General features: G+C 73.1%; 12 protein-coding genes and 1 tRNA gene. 6 read left to right on the top strand and 7 right to left on the bottom strand.

Going from position 1 to position 11,454, the window contains the following annotated elements; translation table 11 throughout:
- Window positions 1–43 precede the first annotated feature (43 nt).
- Complete coding sequence (locus ACFQ7Q_RS05105; RefSeq protein ID WP_383550096.1) at window positions 44–637, top strand: histidine phosphatase family protein; 594 nt, start codon at window positions 44–46, stop codon at window positions 635–637.
- 45 nt (window positions 638–682) lie between these two features.
- Here ACFQ7Q_RS05105 and ACFQ7Q_RS05100 read toward each other — a convergent pair whose 3' ends face one another.
- Complete coding sequence (locus ACFQ7Q_RS05100) at window positions 683–1,972, bottom strand: tetratricopeptide repeat protein (protein WP_383550093.1); 1,290 nt, start codon at window positions 1,970–1,972, stop codon at window positions 683–685.
- A 224-nt stretch (window positions 1,973–2,196) separates the two neighbouring features.
- On the opposite strand from ACFQ7Q_RS05100, the gene ACFQ7Q_RS05095 reads away from it, so the two are divergent.
- Window positions 2,197–2,634, top strand: coding sequence for a hypothetical protein (locus tag ACFQ7Q_RS05095; protein WP_383550091.1), 438 nt, complete (start codon window positions 2,197–2,199; stop codon window positions 2,632–2,634).
- 30 nt (window positions 2,635–2,664) lie between these two features.
- Window positions 2,665–3,540 carry a spermidine synthase gene (locus tag ACFQ7Q_RS05090; RefSeq protein ID WP_383550088.1) on the top strand — a complete coding sequence of 292 codons (876 nt, stop codon included), beginning with the start codon at window positions 2,665–2,667 and terminating at the stop codon, window positions 3,538–3,540.
- A gap of 18 nt (window positions 3,541–3,558) precedes the next feature.
- On the opposite strand, the gene ACFQ7Q_RS05085 is transcribed toward ACFQ7Q_RS05090, so the two are convergent.
- On the bottom strand, window positions 3,559–4,116 hold the full coding sequence (locus tag ACFQ7Q_RS05085) for a hypothetical protein (RefSeq protein ID WP_383550085.1): 558 nt from the start codon (window positions 4,114–4,116) through the stop codon (window positions 3,559–3,561).
- A gap of 78 nt (window positions 4,117–4,194) precedes the next feature.
- Here ACFQ7Q_RS05085 and ACFQ7Q_RS05080 point away from each other — a divergent pair, with 78 nt between their 5' ends.
- The 3 genes from ACFQ7Q_RS05080 (at window position 4,195) to ACFQ7Q_RS05070 (ending at window position 7,946) form a co-directional block, all read left to right on the top strand.
- Complete coding sequence (locus ACFQ7Q_RS05080) at window positions 4,195–4,896, top strand: response regulator transcription factor (RefSeq protein ID WP_329120252.1); 702 nt, start codon at window positions 4,195–4,197, stop codon at window positions 4,894–4,896.
- Complete coding sequence (locus ACFQ7Q_RS05075; RefSeq protein WP_383550082.1) at window positions 4,893–6,305, top strand: sensor histidine kinase; 1,413 nt, start codon at window positions 4,893–4,895, stop codon at window positions 6,303–6,305. Before ACFQ7Q_RS05080 ends, ACFQ7Q_RS05075 begins: the two co-directional genes overlap by 4 nt.
- A gap of 144 nt (window positions 6,306–6,449) precedes the next feature.
- The gene (locus ACFQ7Q_RS05070; protein WP_383550079.1) at window positions 6,450–7,946 is read left to right on the top strand and encodes a cellulose binding domain-containing protein; all 1,497 of its coding nucleotides are present in this window, start codon (window positions 6,450–6,452) and stop codon (window positions 7,944–7,946) included.
- 85 nt (window positions 7,947–8,031) lie between these two features.
- Here ACFQ7Q_RS05070 and ACFQ7Q_RS05065 read toward each other — a convergent pair whose 3' ends face one another.
- From ACFQ7Q_RS05065 to ACFQ7Q_RS05045, 5 genes are all read right to left on the bottom strand, one after another.
- Window positions 8,032–8,301 carry an alpha/beta fold hydrolase gene (locus ACFQ7Q_RS05065; RefSeq protein WP_383550076.1) on the bottom strand — a complete coding sequence of 90 codons (270 nt, stop codon included), beginning with the start codon at window positions 8,299–8,301 and terminating at the stop codon, window positions 8,032–8,034.
- Window positions 8,302–8,469: 168 nt separating this feature from the next.
- Window positions 8,470–8,542: transfer RNA gene (locus ACFQ7Q_RS05060), tRNA-His, on the bottom strand.
- Between the two features lie 153 nt (window positions 8,543–8,695).
- Window positions 8,696–9,298 carry an oligoribonuclease gene (gene orn / locus ACFQ7Q_RS05055; protein WP_383550073.1) on the bottom strand — a complete coding sequence of 201 codons (603 nt, stop codon included), beginning with the start codon at window positions 9,296–9,298 and terminating at the stop codon, window positions 8,696–8,698.
- A 157-nt stretch (window positions 9,299–9,455) separates the two neighbouring features.
- A complete protein-coding gene (locus ACFQ7Q_RS05050; RefSeq protein WP_383550070.1) occupies window positions 9,456–10,625 on the bottom strand; it encodes a helix-turn-helix domain-containing protein in 1,170 nt (389 codons plus the stop codon).
- 397 nt (window positions 10,626–11,022) lie between these two features.
- Window positions 11,023–11,427 (bottom strand): hypothetical protein, encoded by a 405-nt coding sequence (locus ACFQ7Q_RS05045; protein ID WP_383550067.1) that lies wholly within the window; start codon window positions 11,425–11,427, stop codon window positions 11,023–11,025.
- Window positions 11,428–11,454 lie beyond the last annotated feature (27 nt).

Here is an 11,454-nt window from a genome sequence, read left to right as displayed (position 1 = left end):
TGCACTGCGAAACGTCGCCCCGTTGAAGAAACAGGGAGCCCACATGCCACCGCGCATCCTGCTCGCCCGGCACGGTCAGACCGAATGGTCGCTGCTCGGCCGCCACACCGGCAGGACGGACATCCCGCTGCTCGACGAGGGTCGACGCGGCGCCAAGCTGCTCGGCGAGCGGCTGCACCGGGCGCCGTGGAACGGGCTGCCCGACCTGGAGATCCGCACCAGCCCGCTGGTACGCGCGCGTGAGACCTGCGAACTCGCCGGCTTCGGCGAGCGGGCGCAGGAGTGGGACGCGCTGATGGAGTGGGACTACGGGGCGTACGAGGGGCTGACCCCGCCCGAGATCCAGGCGCTCCAGCCCGGCTGGCTGCTGTGGCGCGACGCCGTGCCGGAGGGCGAGAGCCTGGCGCAGGTCGCCGCCCGGGCCGACCAGGTCGTGGAGTGGGCGCGGTCGGCGGACCGGGACGTGCTGGTCTTCGCGCACGGCCACATCCTGCGGACGATCGCGGCGCGTTGGATGGGCGAGGAGGTCTCCTTCGGAGCCCGCGTCCGCCTCGACCCGACGAGCCTGTCGGTGCTGGGCTGGATGTACGGCGAGCCCGCTCTCGAACGCTGGAACGACACGGGGCACCTGGAGTAGGCGCCCCCGCCCCGGGGCTCGCCCTCGCCACCGCCTCGGCCAATCTCAGCGGGCCGCCGCCAGGACCCGGCCGGTCTCCGTCAGGATGGCGCGGACACGGGAGGACTGGACGCCGTCAAGCGAGTCCACCACCCGGCGGGCCTCCGCCGCCGCCTCGTCCTGGCGCCCCGCGTGAGCCAGATTGCTCGCCAGCTGGGCGCGGTAGAGGGCGAGGTTGCGGGCGAAGTGCGGGTTCTGGAGCACCGTCGCGCGGTGGGCGTGGCGGGCCGCGCGACTCCAGTCGCCCAGCGCCGACCAGCAGTGCGCCTCCAGGGCCTCCAGCTCGGGCTCACCGAAGAAGGACATCCACTCCGGGTCGCCGTCGGCCTGGCCCCGGGCGAAGTGGGTGTGCGCGCGGCCGAGGGACTGCTCGCAGGCGGCCCGGTCGCCGAGCCCGGCCCAGGCCCCCGCCTCCCTGAGGGAGAGGAGGGAGAGCAGCCGGGCCGAGGAGAGCGGCTGCGCCGCCCGCAGGCCCGCCTGGGCCGCCCGGACCGCCTCCCGGTACCGCCCCGCGTCCCTGGCCAGGAACGACGTGTTGCAGAAGGCGTGTGCCTCCAGGGCGGCGTCGCCGGACACGCGCGCGGTGGCGAGGGCCTCCGCGTAGTGCGAGCGGGCGTCGTCGAAGCGGCCGGAGTCATGGGCCAGCCAGCCGACGGAGATGGCCAGCTCGCCCGCGCCGGCGTGCAGCCGGTCCTCCGTGGAACGGCGGGCCGCGGTGCCCGCGTCGAGCAGCGCGTACGCCGCCCGCAGCGGCTGGGCGGCCACCTTGTAGAGACCGTCGGCGCCGTGCCGGTCGTCGAGCAGCCGGATCTGTCGTACGGCTTCCTCGACGGCCCGGACCTCGGCCTCGCCGATCCTGTGGGCTCCCCGAGGGGACGGGATCGCTGCGGCGGTGCCGCCGAGTCCCAGCGAGGCGGCCGCCACCGTGGCGGTGCCGCTCGTCATGAATGCGCGACGCAGCACGTCGCTCTCCTCATCGTTCCGGGTCGTGACGGCGGGTGGGGGCGGAGCCCCGACCGAGACGGCAGGCCGTCGGCCGCGCACCGTCTCCCGCGCCGAGAAGCCCAGGTCCGCCAGACCGAGACCGGGGAACATGTGCAGGAACACCCGCTCGTACGCGTAGTTGGGACAGCGGATCTCGCCCGCCTCCACGCGTCCGATGTAGCGGGCGTCGCAGGCGACCTGCTCGCCGATCTCCCGCGCCGCCCGGCGGACCGCCGCGGCGAACTCCGCCGGCGAGTGCTGTCCGCGGAGCCGGCGGAAGGCGAGATTGGGAACTGCCCGTGACATCGCCATGGCCGAGCCCTCTCCTGGTGCTGCCGGTGTTCCGGCGGGGCAAGAACGTACCTGCTGTGACCGGCCACGTACGCAGGGTTTGGCTACAAATCGGATATCTCGCGCTCGATCTGCCATGAACTGCCATCCTTTGCGGCGGCGTGCCGCCGTAGCCGTTGACGCGCACGGGCGTTGAACCATGCGGAGAGACGGAACGTGTCTTCTCAAGAGCGAGGAGGGGTCCCTTGTTGGAGATCGGATCGCAGTCGACCGCACGCCACGTACCCACCCCGGACGCCAGTGCCCCGCACGAGACCCCTTGCGACCTGGTGACCGTGCCGGTCCGGCAGGGCCTGGAGGCCGTGGACATCCTGCGCCGCGGAGGGGCCCCCGCCGTCGGCCCCGTACTGCACGACGGAGCCTGCGACACCCTCGGCTTCCTGGTCCCGCCCGGCACGGCCGAGGGCTGGGACATGCCGGGCAGCGCCTGTACGCAGACCCTGGGCCGCGGCCTGCGCATCCCGGAACTGCCGGAGCTCCCCGAGCCGGCCGGTGACGCGCCCCGCCCCGCCGGCTGGCTCCTGCCGCCCGGGGACACCGGCCAGGTCACCGACCCCGCGGTGCTGCGCGAGGCCCTCGGCCAGGCGGCCCGGCTGATCGAGGCGGCCGACGGCTGCCGCTGAGCGGGCGGGGCACCGCCGCGAGCGCCGATAATGGGGCTCGTGGCCAGGAACAGAACGCGTGAGAGGGCGGCGGCGGCCGTCGCCGTCGTCGAGACCGTCGACGGCGGACTCGCGGAGCTCATACCCGACCGGGAGCGGCCCCGCGGCTGGACGCTGCTCATCGACGGCGCCCCGCAGTCCCACGTGGACCTCGACGACCCGGCCCATCTCTCCTTCGAGTACCAGCGACGCCTCGGTCACATCGCCGACCTCGTCGCCCCGCCGAACCGGCCCCTCCAGGTCGTCCATCTCGGCGGCGGAGCCTTCACGCTCGCCCGCTACATCGCCGCCACCCGGCCCCGCTCCACCCAGCAGATCGTGGAACTCGACGGGTCCCTGGTCCAGCTCGTCCGCCGCGAGCTCCCCCTCGACTCGGCCGCCCGCATCCGCGTCCGGTCCACCGACGCCCGCGCCGGGCTCTCCAAGGTCCAGGACGGCTGGGCGGACCTGATCATCGCCGATGTGTTCAGCGGGGCCCGTACACCCGCGCACCTCACCAGCACCGAGTTCCTCGCCGAGGTCCGCCGGGTGCTGAAGCCCGGTGGTTTCTACGCCGCCAACCTGGCCGACGGCCCGCCGCTGACCCATCTGCGGGGCCAGATCGCGACCGCCGCCACCGTCTTCCCCGAGCTGGCGCTGACGGCCGACCCGACCGTGCTGCGCGGCCGCCGCTTCGGCAACGCCGTGCTGCTCGCCTCCGACCGGGAGCTGCCCGTCGCCGAGCTGACCCGCCGGGTCGCGACGGACCCGCACGCCGGGCGGGTGGAACACGGCCGCGCGCTCGCCGACTTCACCGGGGGAGCGGCCCCGGTCACCGATGCCAGCGCCAAGCCCTCGCCCGTACCGCCGGCGTCCGTGTTCCGCTGACGGCGCGGTGCGCGCCGGTCAGCGGTCGTCGATCTCGACCCGGGGCGCCGTGTCGTGCCAGACGCAGAAGACCGACAGCTCGCGGCCGTCCTTGGTGAACGTGACCCGGATCCACGTCGGCTGCTTCCAGACCTGCATCTGCCAGCCCGAGGACGGCGTCGCCGAGACCAGCTCCGCCGACGTCGTGCCGATGTCGAACACGACCCGGCCGCCGTCCACGGCATAGCTCTTGACGTTGCCCCCGGTCCGCGGAGGCCCCGTGGTCGCGGACGCGGAGTCCGAGGGCTTGCGCGAGGGGGTCGTCGAGGGCGATGCCGTCGGGGCGCCGCTCGCGCCGGTCCCGGCGGACGGCGTGGACGAGGGATCCTTCGGCCGCTGCGTGGACGAGGACAGCGGATCGCCGATCTCGCCGGCCGGCCCGTCGCTGGTGCCGGCCGGGATGGGCAGTGCGCGCGGCGGGTCGTAGACCGTGCCGGCCAGCACCGTGTGCACACCCCACCACGAGAGCGTGACCGCCGCGCCCGTGGCGAGCGACCACGCCATGGCGTGAACAAGTCCTCTACGCATCCGGGCCATCCTGCACCACGGCACCCCCGGGCGTCCCGCAGGGTGGACCTTCCCTCGTCGTCCCCCGTATGGCGTACGGTGCGGCCCATGGCAAGTGTGCTCGTGGTCGAGGACGACCAGTTCGTGCGCTCGGCCCTCATCCGGCATCTGACCGAGGCCTCCCACACCGTACGGAGCGTCGGCACGGCCCTCGAGGCGCTGCGCGAGGTCGCCCATTTCCGTTTCGACGTGGTCATCCTGGACCTCGGACTGCCCGATCTGGACGGGTCCGAGGCGCTGAAGATGCTGCGCGGCATCACCGACGTACCCGTGATCATCGCGACCGCGCGGGACGACGAGACGGAGATCGTCCGGCTCCTCAACGACGGTGCGGACGACTACCTCACCAAGCCCTTCTCCGTGGAACACCTGTCGGCGCGGATGGCCGCCGTGCTGCGCCGCTCGCGGGCCGCGGCGGGCGAGGCGCCGCCGTCGCGGGTGATCCAGGTCGGCGGTCTGTCGATCGACCCCCTGCGACGGCAGGCGGAGCTCGACGGGACCGGTCTCGACCTGACCCGCCGCGAGTTCGACCTGCTGGCCTTCCTCGCGGGCCGGCCGGGGGTGGTCGTGCCGCGCAAGGAGCTGCTGGCCGAGGTCTGGCAGCAGTCCTACGGGGACGATCAGACCATCGACGTACATTTGTCATGGCTACGGCGGAAGTTGGGTGAAACAGCCGCCCGTCCCCGCTATCTGCACACCCTGCGCGGGGTGGGCGTGAAGCTGGAGCCGCCTCGGGAGCCGCAGCCGTGAGATGGGCTCTCGTCAAGGTCTCACTGGCCGTCACCGCCATGGTCGTCGTCGCCTTCGCCGTACCGCTCGGCCTCGTCGTCAAGGAGATGGCGAGCGACCGGGCCTTCTCCAACGCCGAGCGGCGCGCCGCCGGACTGGCGCCCGTGCTCGCGATCACCACCGACCGCGAGGAGCTCGACCGGGCGGTCGCCACCACCGAGGACGGGGCCGCCGGGCGGATGGCCGTCCATGTCCCCGCCGCCGACGAGGCGGGCGGGAAGGCCCTGGAGATCGGCACCCGCCGGGCCGACGAGAACGATCTGCGGACCACCCGGCAACTGGGGCGGGCCACCATCGCCGAGGTCGAGGGCGGCTCCGTCCTCCTCCAGCCCACGGCGCTCAGCTCCGGACAGGTCGCCGTCGTCGAACTCTTCGTCCCCGAGGGCGAGGTCACCAACGGGGTCGCCACCGCCTGGCTGGTCCTGGCCGGCGTCGGCATCGCCCTGATCATCGGCTCCGTCGCCGTCGCGGACCGGCTCGGCGTCCGGATGGTCCGGCCCGCCCAGCGGCTCGCCGGCGCCGCCCACGACCTGGGCGAGGGCAGGCTCGGCGCGCGCGTCCCCGAAGAGGGCCCGCCCGAGCTCAAGTCGGCGGCGATCGCCTTCAACTCGATGGCCGACCAGGTCGTCCAGCTCCTCGCCAACGAGCGCGAGCTGGCCGCGGACCTCTCCCACCGGCTCCGTACCCCGCTGACCGTGCTGCGGCTCAACACGGCCTCGCTCGGCTCCGGTCCGGCGGCCGAGCAGACCCGGGCCGCGGTGGAGCAGCTGGAGCGCGAGGTGGACACGATCATCCGCACGGCGCGGGAGGCCAAGCCGCAGACCCAGGCCACCGGCCCGGGCGCGGGCTGCGACGCCTCCGAGGTCGTCCGGGAGCGGATGGACTTCTGGTCCGCGCTCGCCGAGGACGAGGGTCGCAAGGTGCGGGTGGCGGGCATCGACCGCCCGGTGCGGATCCCGGTCGCCCGGCCCGAACTCGTCGCCGCGCTCGACGCGCTGCTCGGCAACGTCTTCCGCCACACCTCCGAGGGGACGGCCTTCTCCGTCGACGTCCACAACGGCGACGACGCGGTCATCGTCCTGGTCTCCGACGCAGGCCCCGGCATCGCCGACCCGGCCGCCGCACTGACCCGGGGCAACAGCGGCCATCGCGCCGGCTCCACCGGCCTCGGCCTCGACATCGTGCGCCAGATGGCCGAGTCCACGGGCGGTGACGTCCGCATCGGGCATTCGGTGCTCGGCGGCACCGAGGTCCGCATCTGGATCGGCCTGGACGGCCGTCGCTCCGGCAGTGAGGCCGGCCGCCGTGCCAACCGGGTGGGCCGCCGCAAGCGGGGCGGCCAGGGCTCCCGGCGGGCCGGGGACGTCTGAACCTTTCGTCGTTCCGATGGCTTCCTTAAGCGGAGCCTAAGAATCCTCAACCCGAGCCTCCTCGTACGTATTTGTCCGTTTCCCGCTCGCTAGCGTGCTGCCCGCACCCCACCCCCACTCCCGGCACACAGAGGCAGGCACGCGATGGGCACCAGTTCGCACCGGCGCAGGGCGAGCGGCAGGACCAAGGTCATCGGCGCGGTCGTCGCGTCGGCGGTGATCGGGGGCGCCGCGTTCGCGCTCACGGGCACCGCCCAGGCCGCGGCCGTCGGCGCCGCGTACACCAGGACCAGCACCTGGACCGGCGGCTACACCGGCCAGTACGTCGTGACCAACCAGACCTCCAGCGTCCAGTCGGGGGGCTGGACGCTGGAGTTCGACCTGCCGGCCGGGACGACGATCGGCTCCCTGTGGAACGGTGAGCACACCGTCTCGGGGCAGCACGTCACCGTGAAGCCCGCGAGCTGGAACAAGGAGCTCGCCCCCGGCCAGTCCGTCACCGTCGGCTTCGTGACCTCGGCCTCCGGCGAGGCCGGAGACCCCGCCAACTGCCTGATCAACAAGGCCACCTGCTCCGTCGGCGGAGCCACCCCGACGCCCAGCGGCCGGCCCACCGAGCAGCCCACGGCCACCGTGGCCCCGACCTCCTCGGCCACCCCCACCGCCACCGCGACGCCCACGCCGAGCCAGACCGCCACGACGGCCCCGACGCCCACCCCGACGGCGACCTCCACCGGCACCCCGGGCGCCGTCGCGAAGTACGCGCCCTACATCGACACCTCCCTCTACCCGTCGTACGACATGCTCGCGACCGCCGACGCCACCGGTGTGAAGGAGTTCAACCTCGCCTTCATCACCTCCGGCGGCTCCTGTGCCCCGCTGTGGGGCGGAGTCACCGACCTCGCAAACGACAAGGTGGCCTCCCAGATAGGCGCCCTGCGGGCCAAGGGCGGAGACGTCCGCGTCTCCTTCGGCGGCGCCGCCGGCCACGAACTGGCCCTCAATTGCTCCAGCTCCGCCGATCTCGCGGCGGCCTACGGCAAGGTCGTCGACCAGTACAAGCTCACCAAGGTCGACTTCGACATCGAGGGCGCGGCCCTGCCGGACACCGCGGCGAACACCCGCCGTTCGCAGGCGATCGCCCAGCTCCAGAAGTCCCACCCCGGCCTGAACGTCTCCTTCACCCTGCCGGTCATGCCCGAGGGCCTGACCCAGCCCGGCGTGGACCTCCTCGCCGACGCCAAGAGGAACGGCGTCCGCGTCGACGCGGTCAACATCATGGCGATGGACTACGGACCGGCCTACAGCGGGGACATGGGCCAGTACGCGATCCAGGCCGCGACCGCGACCCAGGCCCAGATCAAGGGTGTCCTCGGGCTGAGCGACGCGGCCGCCTGGAAGGCCGTCGCCGTCACCCCGATGATCGGTGTCAACGACGTCACCACCGAGATCTTCAAGGTCGACGACGCCACCCAGCTGGTGGACTTCGCGAAGTCCAAGGGCATCGGCTGGCTGTCGATGTGGTCCTCGACCCGCGACAAGCAGTGCGCGGCCGGCGCGGTCAACCACGCGGACGCCACCTGCTCCTCGATCCTCCAGCAGCCGCTGGCCTTCACGAAGGCGTTCGCCGCCTACAAGTGAGCCACTGAGCCCCCCCACACCGCGCGCTCCGGCCGGGCCACCCCCACCCCCGGCCGGAGCGCGCTCCCTTGCGCTCCCGCCCGGATCAGGCCCGCTCCACCTCGCTCAGGAACTCGGTGATCAGCTTCCCCCACACCGCCGGGTTCTCGGCGAAGGGAGCGTGGCCCGTGGCCAGTTCGGCGAGCCGCGCGCCGGGGATGCCGGCCGCGACGGCCCGATGCAGCGCGGGCGCCACCAGCCGGTCCTCGGTCGACGATATGACCAGTGTCGGCACGCCCACCCGGGGCAGGTCCTCCCGGACGTCGGCCCGCGCCACCAGGTCCGCGTGACGAGGGGTCGCTGTGCGGTGCGTCACATCGGCTCCTCGCGCCGGTCGCCGAGGATGTCACCGGAGGGCGCCGGAGGGTGTCGGAGTCGCCCGGAAGGGAGGCGTCGCGCACCTCACAGTCGGCGCCGCGCGGGGATCGGTTGCCCGGGAACGACCGAGGCCCCGGTTCGCATGAACCGGGGCCTCGACCTTCAGGGTGAGTAACGGGACTCGAACCCGCGACATCCTGGACCACAACCAGGTGCTCTACCAGCTGAGCTATACCCACCACGACCGGCGGTTTTCCCGAAGGTCTCCCCGACCGGCCGAGAAGAAGTCTACAGGGTCCGAGCGGGTGCTCGCGCCCGCATTCCGCCGGGGTGGCGTCAGGGCCACGTCAGGGGATGTCGGGGCGCGAGCAGGGGCTACGTGGTGCGGGGACTCACTCGCCGGGCACGACGTGGCGTGCGGCGATCTGCTTCGCCGTGTCCGAGTCCGGTCCGGGCTGCGGGACGAAGATCGCCTCGCGGTAGTAGCGCAGCTCGGCGATGGACTCGCGGATGTCGGCCAGCGCGCGGTGGTTGCCGCTCTTCTCCGGACTGTTGAAGTACGCCCTCGGGTACCAGCGGCGGGCCAGCTCCTTGACCGAGGAGACATCGACGATCCGGTAGTGCAGGTGGTTCTCCAGCGCAGGCATGTCGCGCGACAGGAAGCCGCGGTCGGTGGAGACCGAGTTCCCGCACAGGGGCGCCTTGCCCGGCTCCTTGACGTGCTCGCGTACGTAGGCGAGGACCTGCGCCTCCGCGTCGGCGAGGGTGGTGCCACCGGGCAGGGCGTCGAGGAGGCCGGAGGACGTGTGCATCTGGCGCACGATCTCGGGCATGGTCTCCAGCGCCGTGTCCGGCGGGCGGATCACGATGTCCACCCCTTCGCCGAGCACGTTCAGTTCCGAGTCGGTGACCAGTGCGGCCACCTCGATGAGTGCGTCGTCCGTCAACGAGAGCCCGGTCATCTCGCAGTCGATCCACACCATGCGATCGTTCATGCGTCCTACCTTAGGGGGTGCCCAGGGGATCGGGCCCTGCTTGCGCCGCGGCATCCCTGCTGCGCCGCGCACCCTCCGCCTGCCGCGTCCTACGACGACGGGCGCCGCGGGGAGGTGTCCCCGGGGCGCCCGTCGGTTCGCGTGCGCGCTTCGCCCTCTACGGGGCGCTGCGCTGGCCCGGCAGGGCCGGGCGGCCCGCCGCGTACAGGTCGGGCTGCGGCTTGCCCGGCTCCAGCGGCCCGCCGGGACGCCGGGTGACCGGCGACACCTGCGAGGGCACCATCGGGTCGAGCACGGTGGTCGCCGTCTCGGCCTGGGGGCGCCGGGCCCGGTAGGCCGCGCGGTACGCGGCCGGCGAGGAGCCGAGCTGGCGGCGGAAGTGGCCGCGCAGCGCCACCGGGGAGCGGAAGCCGCAGCGGCCCGCGACCTCGTCGACCGAGTAGTCGGAGGTCTCGAGCAGGCGCTGGGCCTGCAGCACCCGCTGGGTGATCAGCCACTGCAGGGGAGCGCTGCCGGTGAGCGAGCGGAACCTGCGGTCGAACGTCCGCCGTGACATGTACGCACGGGCCGCCAGGGTCTCCACGTCGAACTGCTCGTGGAGGTGCTCCAGGGCCCAGGCGACGACCTCCGCGAGCGGGTCGGCGCCGATCTCCTCTGGTAAAGACCTGTCGAGGTAGCGCTCCTGGCCGCCGCTGCGCCGCGGCGGGACGACCAGGCGGCGCGCCAGGGCGCCCGCGGCCTCCGTGCCGTGGTCGGTCCGCACGATGTGCAGACACAGGTCGATTCCGGCCGCGGTGCCGGCCGATGTCAGTACGTCCCCGTCGTCGACGAAGAGCTCCCGCGGATCCACGTGGACCGACGGATAGCGCTTGGCGAGCGTCGGCGCGTACATCCAGTGCGTGGTGGCCGGGCGGCCGTCGAGCAGTCCGGCCGCGGCGAGCACGAACGCGCCGGTGCACAGCCCGACGATCCGCGCGCCCTCTTCGTGTGCCCGGCGCAGCGCTTCGAGCGCCTCCGGCGGTGGCGGCGAGGTGATCGACCGCCAGGCCGGTACGACGACGGTGCCGGCGCGGCTGATCGCTTCCAGGCCGTACGGCGCGGTCAGTTCGAGGCCCCCTGTGGTCCGCAGCGGGCCTTCCTCGCCGGCGCACACCAGCAGCCGGTAGCGCGGCACTCCGGCGTCCTGCCGGTCGATTCCGAACACGGAGAGCGGGATGGAGCTCTCGAAGATGGGGCCGCCGCTGAACAGCAGCACCGCGACGACTTCGCGACGGCGGCGCCCGGAAAGCTTCCGTGCGGCCTCCGGTACGGCGGAGTCCTGGCTCATGACGCTAAGCCCCCCTCGGTGTTCGCGTCTCCCTGGTCCTGTCGCTCCTGCACGTTTCCCCTCGGTTTTGCACGAGACCCCAGTCTTCGATACCCATGATCGAATCTACTGTGTTCCGTGGCGCCGGCGTGACAAGTTCTCCATCCGGCACATTGTCGACAAGGCAACTTGGCGCGAAGCATTCGATCACGAAGCGTTCCACTCGTGGGCCGCGCAGGGAAGTGCGTCTTGCGCGCATGGCCCGTCCCCGTAGGGTGTGCGCGCCACCGGCGGGGCTTTCATGCCTGGTGGCCAGGGGGTTGAGGGGGCATTCCACCAAGGACTCGCCCGCAACTGGAAGTTGGCTGAAAACATACGGGTGTGGGTGTACGAACCTGTCAGCTCTACGGGGGGTTCGTCAGCTCCGACGGGCGTTCCGGCCGCCCTGGGAGCGCCGTGATCGAGGCCGCGCGGCCTCGGCGCGCAGACCCCGCTCCGCGCGGCGCAGCAGGACCCGGCAGGCCGCCGTCACCGCGGCCAGCCCGAGCGCCGTCCCGGCCGCCCCGCCCAGTGAGGTGCCGTAGCCGACGAGGACGACCGGGACCAGGACGCAGCAGAAGACCGCCCAGCGGACGACGTCCTCCGCCGACTCCCCGGCCGCGCTCCCCGCGCCCCCCGCCGCGCTCCGTGTGCTCCCGGCGCCTCCCGCGCTCCCACTCCTCCCCGAGGGCTCCGGGAGGCGGCGTCGGCCGGGCGCCGGCGATGGGGGCGGGACGGGGGAGGGCGTGGCGGTGGAGGTGGCGGCGGCCGGTGGTGCGGGCACGGGCGGGACTCCCTGCGACGGTGACTG

This window comes from Streptomyces sp. NPDC056527 (assembly GCF_042794475.1).
Taxonomy (GTDB): Bacteria; Actinomycetota; Actinomycetes; order Streptomycetales; family Streptomycetaceae; genus Streptomyces.
This window is presented reverse-complemented; position numbering and strand designations above follow the sequence as displayed.

Excerpts from the sequence above, each read along its gene's own strand:
- ACFQ7Q_RS05105 (WP_383550096.1), top strand. The coding sequence starts at position 44 with ATGCCACCGCGCATCCTGCTCGCCCGGCACGGTCAGACCGAATGGTCG.
- ACFQ7Q_RS05100 (WP_383550093.1), bottom strand. The coding sequence starts at position 1,972 with ATGGCGATGTCACGGGCAGTTCCCAATCTCGCCTTCCGCCGGCTCCGC.
- ACFQ7Q_RS05090 (WP_383550088.1), top strand. The coding sequence starts at position 2,665 with ATGGGGCTCGTGGCCAGGAACAGAACGCGTGAGAGGGCGGCGGCGGCC.
- ACFQ7Q_RS05085 (WP_383550085.1), bottom strand. The coding sequence starts at position 4,116 with ATGGCCCGGATGCGTAGAGGACTTGTTCACGCCATGGCGTGGTCGCTC.
- ACFQ7Q_RS05080 (WP_329120252.1), top strand. The coding sequence starts at position 4,195 with ATGGCAAGTGTGCTCGTGGTCGAGGACGACCAGTTCGTGCGCTCGGCC.
- ACFQ7Q_RS05070 (WP_383550079.1), top strand. The coding sequence starts at position 6,450 with ATGGGCACCAGTTCGCACCGGCGCAGGGCGAGCGGCAGGACCAAGGTC.
- orn (WP_383550073.1), bottom strand. The coding sequence starts at position 9,298 with ATGAACGATCGCATGGTGTGGATCGACTGCGAGATGACCGGGCTCTCG.
- ACFQ7Q_RS05050 (WP_383550070.1), bottom strand. The coding sequence starts at position 10,625 with ATGAGCCAGGACTCCGCCGTACCGGAGGCCGCACGGAAGCTTTCCGGG.